Origin of the sequence: Pseudomonas sp. Marseille-Q0931, assembly GCF_940789645.1 — a bacterium.
Lineage (GTDB): Bacteria > Pseudomonadota > Gammaproteobacteria > Pseudomonadales > Pseudomonadaceae > Aquipseudomonas.
This window is the reverse complement of record NZ_CALNWT010000002.1, coordinates 23150-40606: the sequence shown is the minus strand read 5'-3', so window position 1 is coordinate 40606 and position 17457 is coordinate 23150. Positions and strand designations below refer to the sequence as shown.

18 protein-coding genes are annotated in these 17457 nt (G+C 63.8%); 8 read left to right on the top strand and 10 right to left on the bottom strand.

Annotation, left to right across the window (positions count from 1 at the left end):
• Positions 1–227: 227 nt before the first annotated feature.
• The 9 genes from P3C50_RS06595 to P3C50_RS06555 form a co-directional block, all read right to left on the bottom strand.
• Positions 228–1163: a DUF808 domain-containing protein gene (locus P3C50_RS06595; protein ID WP_275545385.1), complete on the bottom strand. Its 936-nt coding sequence runs from the start codon at positions 1161–1163 to the stop codon at positions 228–230.
• Between the two features lie 65 nt (positions 1164–1228).
• Entirely contained in the window at positions 1229–1816 is a 588-nt protein-coding gene (locus tag P3C50_RS06590) for a TIGR00730 family Rossman fold protein (RefSeq protein ID WP_197857078.1), read from the bottom strand.
• 237 nt (positions 1817–2053) lie between these two features.
• A complete protein-coding gene (locus P3C50_RS06585; protein WP_275545384.1) occupies positions 2054–2668 on the bottom strand; it encodes a LysE family transporter in 615 nt (204 codons plus the stop codon).
• Between the two features lie 528 nt (positions 2669–3196).
• Entirely contained in the window at positions 3197–4111 is a 915-nt protein-coding gene (locus tag P3C50_RS06580) for a glycerophosphodiester phosphodiesterase (RefSeq protein WP_275545383.1), read from the bottom strand.
• A 161-nt stretch (positions 4112–4272) separates the two neighbouring features.
• Positions 4273–4845, bottom strand: a complete 573-nt coding sequence (locus P3C50_RS06575; protein WP_275545382.1) for a HupE/UreJ family protein — start codon at positions 4843–4845, stop codon at positions 4273–4275.
• Between the two features lie 82 nt (positions 4846–4927).
• The gene (gene ureG / locus P3C50_RS06570; RefSeq protein WP_013713893.1) at positions 4928–5542 is read right to left on the bottom strand and encodes an urease accessory protein UreG; all 615 of its coding nucleotides are present in this window, start codon (positions 5540–5542) and stop codon (positions 4928–4930) included.
• Positions 5543–5558: 16 nt separating this feature from the next.
• On the bottom strand, positions 5559–6233 hold the full coding sequence (locus tag P3C50_RS06565; protein ID WP_275545381.1) for an urease accessory protein UreF: 675 nt from the start codon (positions 6231–6233) through the stop codon (positions 5559–5561).
• A 34-nt stretch (positions 6234–6267) separates the two neighbouring features.
• A complete protein-coding gene (gene ureE / locus P3C50_RS06560) occupies positions 6268–6768 on the bottom strand; it encodes an urease accessory protein UreE (protein WP_275545380.1) in 501 nt (166 codons plus the stop codon).
• Between the two features lie 163 nt (positions 6769–6931).
• The gene (locus P3C50_RS06555; protein WP_013713896.1) at positions 6932–7567 is read right to left on the bottom strand and encodes a TetR family transcriptional regulator; all 636 of its coding nucleotides are present in this window, start codon (positions 7565–7567) and stop codon (positions 6932–6934) included.
• 149 nt (positions 7568–7716) lie between these two features.
• Here P3C50_RS06555 and P3C50_RS06550 point away from each other — a divergent pair, with 149 nt between their 5' ends.
• The gene (locus P3C50_RS06550; RefSeq protein WP_275545379.1) at positions 7717–8802 is read left to right on the top strand and encodes a ferredoxin reductase; all 1086 of its coding nucleotides are present in this window, start codon (positions 7717–7719) and stop codon (positions 8800–8802) included.
• Entirely contained in the window at positions 8760–9881 is a 1122-nt protein-coding gene (locus tag P3C50_RS06545; RefSeq protein ID WP_275545378.1) for a fatty acid desaturase family protein, read from the top strand. The genes P3C50_RS06550 and P3C50_RS06545 overlap by 43 nt, the downstream gene beginning before the upstream one ends.
• Before the next feature lie 73 nt (positions 9882–9954).
• Here P3C50_RS06545 and P3C50_RS06540 read toward each other — a convergent pair whose 3' ends face one another.
• Positions 9955–10434, bottom strand: coding sequence for a hypothetical protein (locus P3C50_RS06540; protein ID WP_197857086.1), 480 nt, complete (start codon positions 10432–10434; stop codon positions 9955–9957).
• A 272-nt stretch (positions 10435–10706) separates the two neighbouring features.
• Here P3C50_RS06540 and P3C50_RS06535 point away from each other — a divergent pair, with 272 nt between their 5' ends.
• From P3C50_RS06535 to P3C50_RS06510, 6 genes are all read left to right on the top strand, one after another.
• Complete coding sequence (locus P3C50_RS06535; RefSeq protein ID WP_275545377.1) at positions 10707–11606, top strand: AEC family transporter; 900 nt, start codon at positions 10707–10709, stop codon at positions 11604–11606.
• Between the two features lie 92 nt (positions 11607–11698).
• Entirely contained in the window at positions 11699–12646 is a 948-nt protein-coding gene (locus P3C50_RS06530) for an alpha/beta fold hydrolase (RefSeq protein WP_275545376.1), read from the top strand.
• A gap of 158 nt (positions 12647–12804) precedes the next feature.
• Positions 12805–13311, top strand: a complete 507-nt coding sequence (locus tag P3C50_RS06525) for a TRAP transporter small permease subunit (RefSeq protein WP_275545375.1) — start codon at positions 12805–12807, stop codon at positions 13309–13311.
• Positions 13311–14636 carry a TRAP transporter large permease subunit gene (locus P3C50_RS06520; protein WP_275545374.1) on the top strand — a complete coding sequence of 442 codons (1326 nt, stop codon included), beginning with the start codon at positions 13311–13313 and terminating at the stop codon, positions 14634–14636. Before P3C50_RS06525 ends, P3C50_RS06520 begins: the two co-directional genes overlap by 1 nt.
• 135 nt (positions 14637–14771) lie before the next feature.
• Entirely contained in the window at positions 14772–15809 is a 1038-nt protein-coding gene (locus P3C50_RS06515) for a TRAP transporter substrate-binding protein (protein ID WP_197857091.1), read from the top strand.
• A 256-nt stretch (positions 15810–16065) separates the two neighbouring features.
• Entirely contained in the window at positions 16066–17439 is a 1374-nt protein-coding gene (locus P3C50_RS06510; RefSeq protein ID WP_275545373.1) for a glutamine synthetase family protein, read from the top strand.
• Positions 17440–17457 lie beyond the last annotated feature (18 nt).

The window sequence follows — 17457 nt, the reverse complement described above, 5'->3', positions numbered from 1 at the left end:
TCGGGCTTTTCGGGTGGCTGGTCAGGTTTTGCTCAGGGCCCATCTGCCAAGCAAAAAATCCTTTGTAATGAATTGATTGCAGTCAGGCCAAGAAAATCTGCGGGCTCAATTCAGCCGATCCGGCTTATCCCCGAAAAGCGTGGAGCAAGCTGTGGATAAGCTTGGGGAAAGTACTTGCCGGCCGCACCTGTCGAAGCGTACCGCCGGCTGATCAGGAAATGACCGACTCAACTAGTTCTCGATGGGCGCAGCATCTGCCACAGGCGTGTGCCGAGGCTGACCAACGGCAGGCTGAGCAAACCGGCGACCACGCCCAGCAGGGCATTGAGGAGCGTCGGCACCACCGCCGAAAGTAGCTGTCCTGCATCCTGCGCGACCCAATCCGCCGCGTGATGCACGGCAGCTTCGACGGGCGGCAGGCCGTGGCTGAGTATCCCGCCGCCGACCATGAACATGGCTGCGGTGCCGATTACCGACAGCGCCTTCATCAGCCAGGGCGCCAGACGCAGGATGCCGCGTCCGCAAGCCTGAGCCAGGGCGCTGGTGCGCTGGCTGAGATAGAGCCCGGCATCGTCCAGTTTGACGATGCCGGCGACCAGCCCGTACACCCCAATGGTCATCACCAGGGCGATGCCGCTTAGCACCAGCACCTGATTGAGGAAGTTGGCGGTGGCGACGGTGCCGAGGGTAATGGCGATGATTTCCGCGGAGAGAATGAAGTCGGTGCGCACGGCGCCGCGAATCTTGTCGCGCTCGAATGCCACCAGGTCGATCGCAGGGTCGGCAACCGCCTCCAGGCGCGCCTGCTGCTCCTCGGGCTCATGCCGATGCAGCAACTTGTGCAGCAGCTTTTCCGCGCCTTCGTAGCAGAGAAACAGGCCACCGAGCATCAGTAGCGGCACCACCAGCCAGGGCGCCACGGCGCTGATCAGCAGGGCGGCCGGCACCAGAATCGCCTTGTTCAACAGCGAACCCTTGGCCACTGCCCAGACCACCGGCAGCTCGCGGTCGGCGCGCACGCCGGTAACCTGCTGGGCATTGAGAGCGAGGTCGTCACCCAGGACGCCGGCGGTCTTGCGTGCGGCGATCTTGGTCATGGTGGCGACGTCATCGAGGACGGTACTGATGTCGTCGATCAGGGCGAGCAGGCTGCTTCCGGCCATGTTGCGGCTTCCGTAAGGAGAGAAGCCGCAGAGCGTAGCATTGTGTTACATGTCTGCGTACAGACTCAGACGGGCGAGCGATCCACCCACTTCGGCGCCACGCTGGGCCGCCACTCGTTCAGCGCGTCGAGCAGGTCCTGTGGGGTGTCTGCGATCTGCAGCATCTCGCGGTGCTGCGGGCGCACGAAGCGTTCGGCGACCAGATGATCGAGAAAATCGCCCAGCTTGCTGTAGAAGCCATTCACCTCCAACAGGCCCAGTGGCTTGGCGTGGTAGCCGAGCTGGCCCCAGGTCCAGACTTCGAACAGCTCTTCCAGGGTGCCGAGGCCGCCGGGCAGGGCGATGAAGGCGTCGGCCAGTTCGGCCATGCGCGCCTTGCGGGCGTGCATGCCATCCACCACTTCCAGGCAGGTCAGGCCACGATGGCCGATTTCGGCACGCTCGAGGCTTTGCGGGATGATGCCGATGACCTCGCCGCCGGCATTCAGCGCCGCATCGGCGACCACACCCATCAGGCCGACGGCGCCGCCGCCATAGATCAGCCGTACGCCGCGTTCGGCCAGGTGCTGGCCAAGCGCTTCGGCGGCCTGACGGTAGATGGGACTGGCACCGGGGCTGGCACCGCAGAAGACGCAGACGCTACGCAGGGACATTAACGGACTCCTTGGCTGAGTGCGCCAAGGGTAACCAGCCGCTGCGCAACCACCAAGGGTCAGTGGCGTGTATCGATGCCGCAGGTGGCGCAGGCGTAGCTGGCGAGCAGTTGCTTGAGCAGGTGTTTGAGGGGCATGGCGCGGCTTCCTGACGCGGGGGACATGTGCTGCAGGCTAGCCCCGGCGCTGGCGCCACGCCCTTAGATTGTTTCGATGGTGGCGATAGCCGCCAGTCGATCAGACTAGCTCCAGTGCACTCATGCCGGCCAGACCGAGCAGTACCACGCCGCAGGCCGCGTAGGTCAGGCGGTGCCAGATCAACGATGCGGCGCGGCGGAACCAATCCACCAGGCCGGCGCAGATGAAACACCAGAGCAGCGACGAGACCATGAAACCGGCGAAAAACACCGCCAGGTGAGTCGGTGTCGGCTGAGCTACGCCGATGGCCGCCATCGCGCCGCCCATGGCCGCCCAGTAGACGATGTTCTGCGGGTTGGTCAGCGACAACGCGGCACCCGCGGCGAAGGCTCCGCCCGCCGCAACCTGGCCGTCGTCGTTTGGCTGCGGCGGGCGATGGGCGTCACGCAAGGACTGGTAGCCGAGCCAGGCCAGATATAAGGCGCTGGCCAAAGTCAGTGGATAACGGATCTGCGCGCTGTCGAGCAACAGCGCCAGGCCGGTCAGACCGAGGGCCGCCCAGGTGGCATCGCCCACCAGAGAGCCGATCTGCACCAGCAATGCCGGCTTGTAGCCGTCGCGCAGGCCACGACGCAGGGTTTCACTGAACACCGCTCCTGGGGCCGCGTTGAAGACGAAGCCGAGCAGCATGGCGGCGAGGAAGAAACTGAACATTGAAGCATCCTTACTAGGCAGGAAACGAAGGCTACTCCCCATAAGCAGACAGCATGCCAGGAGATGAAAATAAAGTTTTCCACGCAGGCTGTTGAAAGAGTTGTGGATAAGCTGGTGGTTCCCATCTACGGCTCTTGAAATACGCCGCTTCCAACCTGCTGGTGAACATTTGAACAGTCGATAATTTCCTTTGTGCACAGGGACTTGACATCTTCCAGTGCTACTTTCGCAGCTCGTTGCGCTTGTCCACGATAGCTGTGGGCGATGCTGTTGATAACTTCTGTACCTCTTGCTGAATCCCACGCATTGCAAGTCTTTCAGCGCTTTGTGCGTTTTCTGATCACTGCTCCGATAGGCCAGTGGGAGGATATGAAAAGCGCCGTTTTGTCCAGAGCTTGTTCTTAGCATCAAGCGGCGCGTGCTGGTTATCCCCTAAAACTGTTGAGCGGACTGTGGATAAACTGGTGAAGAGTCGTCTGATGGCCCGGCGCAGCTGGGTGTCAGGCAAGCGTCGAAGTTTTCGTCAGCCTAGTCAGTGGGCAGCGCGCCTAGCTGGGTGGAGCGCCCGAGTAGTTGCAAGGCGCGGTCCGGATAATCGGTGATCAGGCCGTTGGCGCCCATTTCCAGCAGCCTTCGCATTTCGGGCTGCTCATTGATGGTCCACAGGTGTACCTGCAGGCCACGATGCTGAGCATTGCGCACCAGGCGCGGGGTGGCGAGGGTGAGGCCGCTGTGCTGTGGAGGAATCTGCAATGCCGAGTAGGACGGCGAGAGCACGTCGCTCAGTCCCAGCCAGTTGAGCGCCAGCAGCAAGCGCACCGAAATCGGTCCGGCGGAGGTCGCTACCTCCGGGCAGAGTTGGCGAAAGCGCTGCAGGCTGCGTTCATGAAAGCTGCCGACTATGACGCGGTCGAGCTGATCGTAGGCCGCCAGCATTTCGCAGAGCACGGCCTCCATGCCGACATCGGGCACCTTGAGATCGAGCACCTTGGGCATCAGTGGCAGGCGCTGGAACACTTCTTCCAGCGTGGCAATACGCGTGCCCTGGCCGCGATACGGATAGCTCTGGCCGCCATCGGCGGTCCATTGGTAACCGGCATCCAGCGCTTGCAGCTCTGCGAGATTGAACTGCGCGACTGGGCCCTGGCCATTGGTGGTGCGCTCCAGCGTGTCATCGTGGATGACCACCAGTCGGGCGTCGCGGCTCAGGTGCAGGTCCATCTCCAGCATGTCGACGCCGAGTGCGGCGGCCCGTTCGAAGGCGAACAGGGTGTTCTCAGGCCACAGACCGGCGCCGCCACGATGGGCGATGACCAGTGGATGCTGGCCCAGGTCGTCGAGCACGGCGGGCGTGCTCGCCGGCTTGCTGGTTAGGGCCAGTAGCAGAACGACGGCACCGATCAGCAGCAGCGGGATGAGCAGAAATCGGGTGAGGCGCAGCATAGGCAGGGTCTCGAAACCGGTTCGGGACTTTGTGCCCCAGCGCAGCGGCATTGGCAAGCGCCAATGCTGAGGCCGGTAGTGTGTGCCGTGCGTACCTTAAAACTGTCGCGAGTGGTGCGCCGGGGCGCCCTTTAATAGCCCAACGCACATCCAGAACAGACTCAGCTCGCCAGCAGCCAGACACCGGTCGCTGCCGAAGCGCCGCCAGCGATACGCACCAGCGGTGCCGCGGCTTGTGGCAGGAAACGCACGAGGGCGAAGCCGACGGCATGCAGTGCTGCGGTGGCGACGACGAAGCCGATGGCATAACCGAAGGGGCTGGCCAGATCAGGTAGTTCCAGGCCGTGGGCGACGCCATGGGTCAGGGCGAAGAGGGCGGTCAGCGCCATGGATATCGCTACCGGCAGACGCGCTGCCACGGCTACGAGCAAGCCGAAAGCCAGCACGGAGCCGGCGATGCCGGTTTCCATCATCGGGATCTCCATACCGCCGAAACCCAGCAGGCCGCCGATCAACATGCTGCCGACGAAGGTCACCGGCAGCGCCCAGCGCGCCGCGCCGCTTTGCTGCGCGGCCCACAGGCCGACGGCGAACATCGCCAGCAGGTGATCGAGGCCAAACACCGGGTGGGCCAGGCCGGCCATCAGGCCGGAATCGCCATGCCCAGGATGGGCGAGTGCCACCGCCGGGGAGCAGAGCAGGGCGATGGTGTAGAGGGTTTTGCGCAGATTCATAGAGGTCTCCTTGACTCAGTGGTTAGGGAGAAAGGCGGCCCTCTCCCCCCGGCCCCTCTCCCGCAAGCGGGAGAGGGGAGATTCAGGCGGCGGTGAGCATGCCCTGGCGTTCGATGAAGGCGATGATCTCGTCGAGACCCTGGCCGACTTTCTGGTTGCTGAAGACGAAGGGCTTGTCGCCGCGCATCTTCAGGGTGTCGCGCTCCATCACCTCCAGCGAGGCGCCGACCATGGGCGCGAGGTCGACCTTGTTGATCACCAGCAGGTCGGACTTGCAAATGCCCGGGCCGCCCTTGCGTGGCAGCTTGTCACCGGCGGACACGTCGATCACGTACAGGGTCAGGTCGGACAGCTCCGGGCTGAAGGTGGCGGACAGGTTGTCGCCACCGGATTCGACGATGATCAGGTCCAGGCCCGGAAAGCGGCGGTTGAGCTGCTCCACCGCCTCCAGGTTGATCGAGGCGTCCTCGCGAATCGCGGTATGCGGACAGCCGCCGGTTTCCACGCCGATGATGCGTTCGGGCTCCAGGGCCTCGTTGCGCACCAGGAACTGGGCGTCTTCCTGGGTGTAGATGTCGTTGGTGACCACGGCGATGTTGTAGCGCTCGCGCAGGGCACGGCACAGCGCCAGGGTAAGTGCGGTCTTGCCGGAACCGACCGGGCCGCCGATACCGACACGCAGAGGTTGGCTGTTCATGGGTTGTTGTTCCTCGTCAGGAGCGGAAGAGACGCGAGTACTGGCGCTCGTGCGCCATGCTCGCCAGGGCCAGGCCGAAGGCGGCGCTGCCCCAGTGTTCGGGGGAAAGACTGTTAGCCTGCTGCTGGGCGTCATCGAGCTGCGGCAGCAGGCGACTGGTCAGGCGCTGGGCGGCCTGCTGGCCAAGCGGCAACACCTTCATCAGCACGGCGAGCTGGTTTTCCAGCCAGCCCCAGAGCCACGCGGCCAAGGCGTCATCCGGGCTGATCTGCCAGGCGCGTGCGGCCAGTGCCCAGGCCAGTGCCAGGCCAGGTTCGTCCTGGGCAGCAAGTGCGTCACGCGCTGCCTCGTCCAGTTCGGGCAGGCCTTCGAGCAGTTGCCGCAGCGAATACCCCATCTGCCGGCTCTCTAGGGCCAGCTCGCGGGTTTCGCGGCTGGCGCGGTGCTGTTCGGCCAGTTGCTGCAGGCGCGACCAGTCACATGCGTCCGCTGCGCGGCAGTGAGCCAGCAGCAGCGGGGCTTCGAAGCGGGCGAGGTTGAGCGTCAGTTGATCGGCCAGCCAGTGCTCGGCGCTGTCGGCATCGGTGATCAGGGCGCTGTCGATGGCCCATTCCAGCCCTTGCGAGTAGCTGTAGCCGCCGATGGGCAGCTGTGGGCTGGCCAGGCGCAACAATGCCCAGGCTGGTTTCATGGCGTTGCCTTTGCCTGGCTCGATGGGGGCAGCGTCACTTGCGCACCCCGAATTGGTGCAGGCGCGGACCGTAGTTGAATTCCTCGTCGCCATGATGGGAATGGTGATGGCCGCCGCCGTAGGCACCTTGCTCGGGCTGATAGGGCGCTTCGACGGCTTCGACCGTGGCACCGAGTTGTTCGAGCATGGCCTTGAGCACGTAGTCATCGGGCAGGCGCAGCCAGCCGTCGCCCAGTTGCAGGGCAACATGACGATTGCCCAGGTGGTAGGCGGCGCGCATCAGCTCGAAGGGGCTGGCGCAGGTCACGTGCAGCAGCGGTTCGGCCTTGGCCCGTACACGGACGATGCGCCCGTCCTTGGCCAGCAGGCACTCGCCATCGGCCAGTGCCGGTTGGCCGCGTTCGAGGAACAGGCCTACCTCTTCACCGCCAGTGGTGAAACAGCGCAGGCGGCTCTTGCTGCGGGCTTCGAAGGTCAGTTCCAGTTCGGCGTCGCAGGCGCTCTGCGGCGCGATTCGGGCGTGGATCACCAGCATGCGTATCTATTCCGGGGCAATGTGCCCGGAAATAGTGCAAGTGGCTTGCCAAGGCCGAAGATTGGCGCAGGCCGGGGCGTTCAAGCCCTCTGTGGATAACTTGGCGAAGCGGCCAGGATTGATTTGGTGCGTTTTCGTTTGAAGTGCGCGCTTTTGGTGCGCGTTAGTCCGAGGGCTTGCCGAGGCCCAACCAGTGCTTGCCGCCGACCATGATAAAGCGCAGTTGCTGGATGACCTTGGCTTCTGCAGTGAGATGGGCGGGCAGGGTCTCGGCGGGCGGGTCGATCAGCTCGGGCAGGGTCGCGAACACGGTCTTGACCACCAGGTCCGAGACCACGTCGAGCGCTGCATCGTCGAGGTGCGGCATACGGTTCATCAGCTTCAGATCGGCAGCCAGGTCGCTGGTGATGCGTTCGCGCAGTGCCGCAATGGCCTGGCGCACGGGGCGCGAGCCACCGTATTGCTCGCGGGCGAGGAAGAGGAACTGACCGTGGTTGGCGGCCACTTCGGCAAGAAAGATGCGCACCGATGCGTCGATCATGCCGCGCATTTCGAACTCGTGGCGGCGCACTTGGCGGATCGCCGCGCGGAAGGTCTCGCCGACTTCCGCCACCAGCGCCAGGCCGAGTTCGTCCATGTCGGCGAAATGGCGATAGAAACCGGTGGGCACGATGCCGGCGACACGTGTCACTTCGCGCAGGCTCAGGCTGCCAAAACCGCGGCCGCTTTCCATCAGCGTGAGGGCGGCAGCCATCAGGGCCTGGCGGGTCTGCTGCTTTTGTTCGGCGCGTGGCGTCATGCGAGATCGGGGTCGTTGAGCGATGCCGCACTCTAGCAAATGCGCAGCGCCAGCGTCGAACCGAGCCGACATCGTTCGGTGAACAACTGTTGACTGAAAACTATGCTTTCTGTCAGCCTTGTGTACAAGTGTTCACTGGATTTCTTTCGATGGCTTTACTTTCCCTGTCAGGGGCACGTTGGGTTGCGGGTTGCCTGTGGCCGCTGCGCCAGCTCTGTAGCGGCGGTTGGCTGCGTGAGGCGGATGTCGATCTATGCCTGCGCCAGTTGCACCCGACACTGCGCCTCAATCGTGTGTTCGCCCAAGTCGAAGCGCGTCGTTGGGTGGCTGAAGACATGCTGGCGCTGAAGTTGTGTTGCAATGGCAATGCGCAGGACTGGCGGGCCGGGCAGCATGTCCAGCTGTATCTGGAGCAAAACGGGGTTCGCCACGGACGCAGTTACAGCCTGACGTCGGTGGCAGCCGACGGGCGCATCGAGATCGCGATCAAACGCCAGCCGGATGGGCGCCTGTCCAATCTGCTGCTCGACGACCTTGCGGTCGGTCAGGTGATTGAACTGGGCCGGGCATTCGGTGATTTCGCCTGGCCGCAGGAGCAAGGCTCTGTGCTGCTCCTGGCTGCAGGCAGCGGCATCACGCCATTGCTCGGCCTGCTGCGTGACGCTCTGGCGCGTGGCTTCGCCGCGCCGGTGACACTGCTGCATCAGGTGCGCCGCCAAGGGCAACAGGCGTTTGCCGAAGAGCTGCAGGCATTGGCGGCACGTCATGCCAACGTCCAGGTGCAGTGGGTTTTCAGTGGCGAGGGTGATCGTCTGTCGGCCGAACGGCTGGCCGCGTTGCCGGGCGATCATCTGCGGGTCTGCGGCCCGCGTGGTTTCGTCGAGCAGGCGTGTGGCTGGTGGCATGGCGCCAGACGCGGGAGCAGCCTGCAATCGGAAAGCTTCAGTCCACTTCCGATGCTGGCCGACGTGGAGGACCGCGAGGTCCGCTTGAGCTTCGCCCGGAGCCGGCAGCAGGTCTCTGGCAGCAGCAACGCAAGTCTGCTGGAGCAGGCCGAAGCTGCCGGGTTGCGCCCGGCTCATGGCTGCCGTCAGGGCATCTGCACCAGTTGTACCTGTTTGCTGCTGGCCGGCTCGGTGCGCGATCTGCGCAGCGGCGAGCTGTTCGCTGAACCCCATCAACCCATTCGCTTGTGTGTCAGTGCCCCGCATGGGGATGTGGAGATCGACCTGTGACCGCCCGCCTTGATCGAGAGCTGAGTCCCGCCGAACTCGAGGCCTTCGGCCAGGAATTGGATGCCTTGCGCCAGCGCACGCTGGCCGACCTAGGCGAAAGCGATGCCCGTTATATCCGTCGCGTGCGCAGTGCCGTACGTTTCTGTTGTTGGAGCGGTCGCGCGCTGCTGATGTTCGGCTGGTTCCCGCCAACCTGGCTGCTCGGCACCCTGCTGCTGGGGCTGGGCAAGATCCTCGAGAACATGGAGCTGGGCCACAACGTGATGCACGGCCAGTACGACTGGATGAACGATCCGGAATTCGCCGGTCGCCAGTATGAGTGGGACATCGTCGGGCCGGCCGACTTCTGGCGGCATACGCATAACCATGTGCATCACACCTACACCAACGTGCTGGGCATGGACGATGACGTCGGCTACGGCGTGGTGCGCGTGTTCCCCGAGCAGCGCTGGAAGCCGTTTTATCGCTGGCAACCGCTTTGGGTGACGATCCAGGCGCTGCTGTTCCAGTACGCCGTGGCCATTCAGCACCTGCGCCTGGACAAGCTGATCAAGGGGCGTATCAGCAAGGAGGAAGTGAAACCGCTGGCCCGTCAGTTCGGCGCCAAGCTGGCAAGGCAATGGGTCAAGGATTATCTGGTGTTTCCGCTGCTGGCCTTGCTGCTCGGTGCCAATGCGTTGGCCGTTCTGATCGGCAACCTGGTGGCCAACCTGCTGCGCAATCTGTGGACCTTTCTGGTGATCTTCTGCGGTCACTTCACCGAAAAGGCGGCGGTATTTGCACCCGAGGTATTGGAAAGTGAAACGCGTGGTCACTGGTACCTGCGCCAGCTGCGTGGTTCGAGCAACCTGTCCGGCGGCCCGCTGCTGCATATCCTCACCGGCAACCTCAGCCACCAGATCGAGCATCACCTGTTTCCGGATCTGCCGGCGCGCCGCTATGCCGAGTTGGCGCGTGAGGTGCGTCTGATCGCCGAACGTTACGGTCAGCACTACAACAGCGGGACCCTGTGGGGACAGTTCGCGACCGTCCTGCGGCGCATCTGGATCTACCGTTTGCCCACTGCCGGGATGGCGTGAGTGACTCGGTTGAGCCCGTCACAGGCATGAAAAAGCCCGGCTTGGGCCGGGCTTGTGGGTGTTGCAACAGCGCTCAAGCCGTACGGCCGCGCTGCTCGATCAGACGATCGGAGCCGCCTTCGGCCAACTGTACGCGCTGGGCACCAGGGGTACGCTCATAGCCGCCTTCTGCCAGCTGAACGCGCTGAGCACCGGGGGTGCGTTCGTAGCCACCTTCGGCCAGTTGAACACGCTGGGCACCCGGAGTGCGTTCGTAGCCACCTTCGGCCAGCTGAACGCGCTTGGCACCGGGGGTACGCTCGTAACCGCCTTCGGCCAGCTGAACACGCTGGGCACCCGGAGTGCGCTCATAGCCGCCTTCGACCAGTTGGATGCGCTTGGCACCAGGAGTGCGTTCCGAGCCGTTCTCGGCCAGCGGTGCGAGGGGTTGCTGTTGCACCTGGCTGTCCTTGGCTTCGCCCACCAGAGGGAAAGGCGCGCTGCTCGGAGCGGCGAATACGCTGGTGGTCATCAGGCTTAGAGCGAGGGCGGCGAGGGTCAGTTGAGTTTTCATGTCGTTGTCTCCGTAGGGAGTAATAAGTGGCGTCGGAGGCAATTCTTGAGGACATGAGCGCAGATAAGAACTTGACTGACCTGATAGTGAACATCGATCCCCTCAATACTTGATTGGAGCGCTCTATCTCGGTGCTTCTGGCTGAGTGTCAAGCCTGGCGGCGGATGTTTCGCAAGGCGTCGCGCTGAGCGTTCGGCACGCGTATGCTTGGCGGCCCTCGCGGGTCGAGCTCGATCCGTCCGCTTCAGCAGTCCCAGGAGGCCGCTTCAGCCATGCTCGCCGCACAGGCCATTTTGCCGATCTTCGCTCTGATCGTTCTCGGCTATCTGCTCGGCTGGCGCCAGTGGCTCACCACCGAGTCGGCGGCCGGTCTGGCCAACATCACCTTCAAGCTGTTCATGCCGACACTGCTGTTCGCCGGCATCGCCAAGGCATCGCTTGCCGAGGGCCTGTCGCCTGTATTGCTGCTGGCGTACTACCTGCCGGTGCTGCTGGTGTTCGCGCTGGTCAATGCACTGGCGCATTGGCGGCGCGGTACGGCGACGCCTCTGGGGTTGGTGGCGGCGTTCTCCAACAACGTGCTGGTCGGGATTCCCCTGATCACCAGCCTGATGGGCAACGACGGTCTGCTCTACGTCTTCGCCATCCTGGTGTTTCACAGCCTCACGCTGTTTTCCCTGCACAGCTTTTACGCCGCCTTCGGCAGCCAGGAACGCGTTGACGGCCGCGCGTTGCTGAAGAACCTGGCCAATCCGATGATCATCGGCCTGGGGCTGGGGGCGCTACTCAACCTTTCCGGGCTGCAGGTGCCGGAAAGCCTGTGGCGGGCGATCAGCTGGCTGGGCCAGGCCGCCTTGCCCTGCGCGCTGATCGTGCTCGGCGCCAGCCTGTCGCGCTATCGCCTGCGTCCGACTGGCGAGGCCTGGGGCGTGGCCGCGGCCAAACTGCTGCTGTTCCCGGCACTGGTCTGGTGGCTCAGCGGCCAGCTTCCCGGTCTCAACGAGACCGCGCGCAGCGTGCTGGTGCTGCTCGCCGCCGGCCCCAGCGGAGTCAACGTGATGGCCTTTGCCCGTACGGCCGAAGACAGCCGTAGCGTCAGCGCGGCGATTTCCCTTTCCACGCTGCTGGCGGCGATTACCTTACCGTTGTGGATGCTGCTGGTAGGGTTCTGATTGTTCTGTCTGGCGATTCCCTCTTCCGGGCGATAGGCCTATTCGCAGTGGCCGGCTAGCATCGCGCTTCCGCTCCGTTCAGGACTGCATCGATGAAACGCCTCGCCCACGTGTTGCTCGGCCTGTTGCTGGTGTTCGGGTTGACCCTCGCCGCTTTCGTCGCCCTCAACTGGGCGCCGGACCGTCCCGTCGGCGAGCTCAAGGCACGCTGGGCTCCACCGCCTTCACAGTTCGTCGACATCGCTGGAATGTCGGTGCACCTGCGTGACGAGGGCCGGCGCGATGACCCCGAGCCGATCCTGCTGCTGCACGGCACGTCCGCCAGCCTGCACACCTGGGAAGGCTGGGTGAAAGAACTGGCTCCGCAGCGCCGGGTGATCAGCCTGGATCTGCCCGGCTTCGGCCTCACCGGGCCATTCCCCAATGGAGATTACCGCGTCGAGCACTACACGGCGTTTCTCCTCGCCCTGCTCGATCATCTGCAGGTGAAGCGTGTCGTGCTGGTCGGTAACAGCTTCGGCGGCCAGCTGGCCTGGCGCTTTGCCCTAGCCCATCCCGAACGCAGCGCACGGCTGGTATTGGTGGATGCGGCCGGCTATCCGCGCAACGCCGAGTCGGTACCGATAGGCTTTCGCCTGGCAGGCATCCCGGCCTTGGCGCCGCTGATGAGCCGCTTGTTGCCGCGGAGCATGATCGAGTCGAGCGTGCGCAACGTTTATGGCGATCCGGACAAAGTCGACGATGAACTGGTCGAGCGCTACTACCAACTGACGTTGCGCGAGGGGAATCGGCAGGCCTTGCGCCAGCGCTTCGCTCAGGCCCCCAGCGGCGAGCTGCACGAGCGTATCGGCGAACTGCAATTGCCCACGCTGATCATCTGGGGCGCGCGCGACCGACTGATTCCTCCGGACAATGCCGAGCGCTTCGCCGCCGACATCGCGGGCAGCCAGCGGGTGCTGTTCGATGACCTTGGCCATGTGCCCCAAGAAGAGGACGCGCAGCGCACCGTTGCAGTGCTGATCGCCTTTTTGCAGCGCTGAGGCTCTAGCGCGGTATTTTCCAAGCCTTTGATTTTGTTCGGTGAAGTGCCGGCCGCCAAGGGCTGGCGCGTTTCCTGCTATGGCACGGCGGGGCGGTTGGCTTTGGCGAATCTTCGTCTAGGCTGACGGGATAACGAACAAGAACAGCAGGAAACTGCATGCGCAACGGCATTAGAGCTTTCGTCCGGGTCGTGGACGCATTCAACCTGAGGGTTGGGCGTTTCGCCATGTACCTGATCTTCGCCATGCTGGCGGTGCTGCTGTATTCCTCGATCAGCAAGAGCTTCTTCACGCCGTCGATCTGGACCCTGGAAAGCGCCCAGTTTCTCATGGTCGCCTACTTCCTGCTCGGCGGCGCCTACTCGATGCAGCTCGACGCCCATGTGCGCATGGACCTGGCCTACAGCCGCTGGTCGCCGCGCACCCGCGCCGTGGTCGATGCCATCACCGTGTTCATGCTGATCTTCTATCTGGTGATGCTTCTGATCGGCGGCATCTCCTCCACCGAATACGCCATCGAATACAAGGAGACCAGCTATTCGGCCTGGTCGCCCTACATGGCGCCGATCAAGATCGTCATGTGCTTCGGCATAGCGCTGATGCTGCTGCAGGCCATCGCCACCTTCTTCAAGGATTTCTACGCCGCCCGTGGGGAGACGCTGTGATGAGCTACGAGCTGATCGCGTTGCTGATGTTCTCCTCGATGATGTTGCTGTTGCTTACCGGCAAGCGGGTGTTCGGTGCCATCGGTTTCGTCGCGGCCGCCGCGGCCCTGCTGCTATGGGGCGACGGCGGTTCGGAGATGGCCTTCAGCGCGGCGATGAAACTGATGAAGTGGTACCCGCTGCTGACCCTGCCGATGTTCGTGTTCATGGGCTACATGCTCTCCGAATCGGGCATCGCCGAAGACCTGTACAAGATGTTCCACGTGTGGATGGGGCCGCTGCCAGGCGGGCTGGCCATCGGCACCATCTTCCTGATGGTGGCGATCTCGGCGATGAACGGCCTGAGCGTGGCGGGCATGGCCATTGGCGCCAGCATCGCCTTGCCCGAACTGCTCAGGCGTGGCTACGACAAGATCATGATTACCGGGGTGATCCAGGCCGGCAGCTCGCTGGGGATTCTGATTCCGCCCAGTGTGGTGCTGGTGCTCTACGGCATGATCGCGCGCCAGCCGGTGGGCCAGCTGTGGCTGGCCGGGGCAATTCCGGGCCTGATGATGGCCGGCATGTTCATGCTCTACATCGCCATCCGCTGCCGCCTGCAACCGCAGCTCGGCCCGGCGCTGTCTGCGGCCGAGCGCGAGCAGATCAGTCTGCAGGAGAAGCTGCGCCTGCTCAGCGCCGGGCTGGTGCCGGTGTTCATCTTCCTGTCGATGACCGGCCTGTTCCTGATGGGTTACACCAGCCTGGTGGAAAGCTCGGCAGTCGGCGCAGCGGCGGCGACCCTGGCGGCGCTGTTCAAGCGGCGACTGACCGGCAAGGTGATGGAGGAGACGCTGCGCAAGACGCTCGCCATCAGCTGCATGTTCATGTGGATCATCCTTGCGGCGCTGTGCTTCGGCGCCGTATTCGACGGCCTCGGCGCGGTCAGGGCCATCGAGAACTTTTTTGTCGACAGCCTGCACCTGGGGCCCTGGCAGATTCTGATCATCATGCAGCTGTCGTTCATCCTGATGGGCATGTTCCTCGATGACACCGCCATGCTGGTGATCGTCGCGCCGCTGTACATCCCGCTGGTCGGCGCCCTGGGCTTCGATCTGGTCTGGTACGGCGTGCTCTACACCATCACCTGCCAGATCGCCTACATGACGCCGCCGTTCGGCTACAACCTGTTCCTCATGCGGGCGATGGCACCGCCCGAAGTGACCCTGCGCGACATCTACGTCTCGGTCATCCCCTTCGTCATCATCATGGCCCTGGCGCTGACCCTGGTCATGGTCTTCCCGCAGCTGGCGCTGTGGTTGCCGCAACTGCATTACGGCGGTTGATTCACGGAAATCGGCGCGCCTGGCGCGCCAACAGTCGAGCCGGCACCCGCCGGACACTGGCAAGGCCGCCGCGGTGCACGCGGCGGCAATGAGCGGTTGTATTGCATCTGCATCGACACTATTGGAGAGACCAGCATGAGTACGAGACGCGATTTCCTGAAAACCGCCGCGGTCGGCACCGCCGCCCTCGGCTCGGCGCATATCTACGCCGCCGAGCCGAAGAAGATCACCTGGCGCCTGCAGACCTACGCCGGTGCGGCGCTGGCCGAGCACGTGATCAAACCCTCGATCGACGCCTTCAACAAGGCGGCCAATGGCCAGATGGAGATCAAGCTGTACTTTGCCGACCAGCTGGTGCCCACTGGCGAGCTGTTTCGCGCCATGCAGCGCGGCACCATCGACGCGGTGCAGAGCGACGACGATTCGATTGCCGCGCCGGTGGATGTCTCGGTATTCGGCGGCTACTTCCCCTTCGCCACCCGCTACAGCCTCGACGTGCCGGTACTGTTCGAGCAGTACGGCCTCAACGAAATCTGGGCCGAGGCCTATGGCGAGGTCAAGGGCGTGACCTGGCTTGGCGCCGGCGCCTGGGACCCTTGCCACTTCGCCACTGTCGAGCCGATCAGAAAGCTCGATGACCTCAAGGGCAAGCGCATCTTCACCTTCCCTACCGCCGGCAAGTTCCTTTCGCGCTTCGGCGTGATCCCGGTGACCCTGCCCTGGGAAGACGTCGAGGTGGCGATCCAGACCGGCGAGCTGGACGGCATCGCCTGGTCCGGCATCACCGAGGACTACACCGTCGGCTGGGCCAACGTCACCAAGTACTTCCTGACCAATAACATCTCCGGCGCCTGGTGCGGCTCCTACTTCGCCAACTCGGACAAATGGGCGGAGGTGCCCGAGCATCTCAAGACCCTGTTCAAGCTGTGCATGGACAGTTCCAACTACTACCGCCAGCACTGGTATTGGGGTGGCGAGGCGCAGTTGCGCGTCGAGGGCGGCAAGCTGGAACTGACCTCGATCCCTGCCGAAGAATGGGCCACGGTGGAGGCCGAAGCGCAGAAGTTCTGGGACGAAATCGCCAAGACCAGCCCGCGCTGCGCCAAGGTGGTGGACATCTTCAAGAAGTACAACGCGCTGATGGCCAAGGCCGGGGCGCCTTATCGCGGTTGATGTCATTGAATAAGCCAGAGCGCCCGTACCGAGCGGTATGGGCGCGGTTCTATCCAGCTCGGCATCGCGCCAGGCAGATTTTTCCCTGCGTTCGCCTGCCATCCCGGCAATCCTGTACCACACTCTATGAGCCTGAAACGGACGCTATACCAAGCGTCGTGCTGCGCTCGTGCATTGTCGGCCTTGCCTGGCCGATCATCGATGCCCAGCCCTGAGCTTGACCCGCTTGCCATAACAACAAGACACAGGGGTTAGCATGTTCAAACCAAGGGATGTAAAGACCCTGGGCGATGCGCGGCGCATCGTCGAGGAGCGTGGCCTGAGCCACGTGAAGGTCGGTCTGTTCGACAACGATGGGGTGATGCGCGGCAAGTACATGAGCCGCAGCAAGTTCTTCTCGGCCCTGGAGCACGGCTTCGCCTTCTGCGACGTGGTGCTCGGCTGGGATGTGAAGGATCAGCTCTACGACAACACCCAGTACACCGGCTGGCACAGCGGCTATCCGGACGCACCGGTACGCATCCTGCCGCACAGCTGCCGCGAGATTCCCTTCGAGAACGGCATGCTGCTGTTTCTTGCCGAGTTCGACCAGCAGGCCGAGGCGGTGTGTCCGCGCGGTACGTTGCGCCGGGTGATCCAGCGCTGCCAGGACATGGGCTTCGAGCCCTATGCGGCGCTGGAGTACGAATTCTTCATGTTCGATGAAACCCCGGACTCGGCGCGGGCCAAGGGTTTTCGCGACCTCAAACCGTTCACCCCGGACTGGTTCGGCTACTCGATGATTCGTAATTCGGTGCATGCCGAGCTCTACCACCAGATACTGGCTATGGGTGAAGAGATGGATTTCCCCATCGAAGGCCTGCACACCGAGACCGGGCCAGGGGTGCTCGAGGCAGCGATTGCCGTCGATCGCGCCGAGGCGGCGGCGGACAAGGGCGCGCTGTTCAAGACCTTCATGAAGGTACTGGCCCAGCGCAACGGGCTGATGGCCACCTTCATGGCCAAGTGGTCGGGCAAGTATCCGGGGCAGAGCGGGCACATCCATGTGTCGCTGCGTGACCGCAAGACGGACAAGTCGGCGTTCTACGACCCCGATCAGGCGCACAACATGAGCAAGCTGCAGCGACATTTCCTCGCCGGCCAGCAGCGCCTGATGCCGGAGTTCCTGTGCATGGTGGCGCCGACCCTGAACAGCTACCGGCGCCTGATTCCTGGTTTCTGGGCGCCTACCGATGCGACCTGGGGCGTGGAGAACCGCACCGCAGCGCTGCGCGTGATCCCCGGCAGTGACAAGTCGCAGCGCCAGGAATATCGCCTTGGCGCCGCCGACGGCAACCCGTTCCTGGCGTTGTCGGTGGCCATCGGCTCGGGCCTGTACGGGATCATGCAGGAGTGGGAGCCGACCGACCCGGTCAGCGGCAACGCCTATGCGGTCAAGCATCCCGAGGAGCTGGCGCTGCCCCGCACGCTGTGGGACGCCGCGCAGCGCCTGAAGGGCTCGCAGGCTGCGCGCGAGCTGTTCGGCGATGCCTTCGTCGAGCACTTCGCCGCCAGCCGGGAATGGGAGGAGCGCGAATACCGCCGCCACGTCAGCGACTGGGAGCTGGATCGCTACTTCGAAATCATCTGATTCCACCGACCGTAGCCC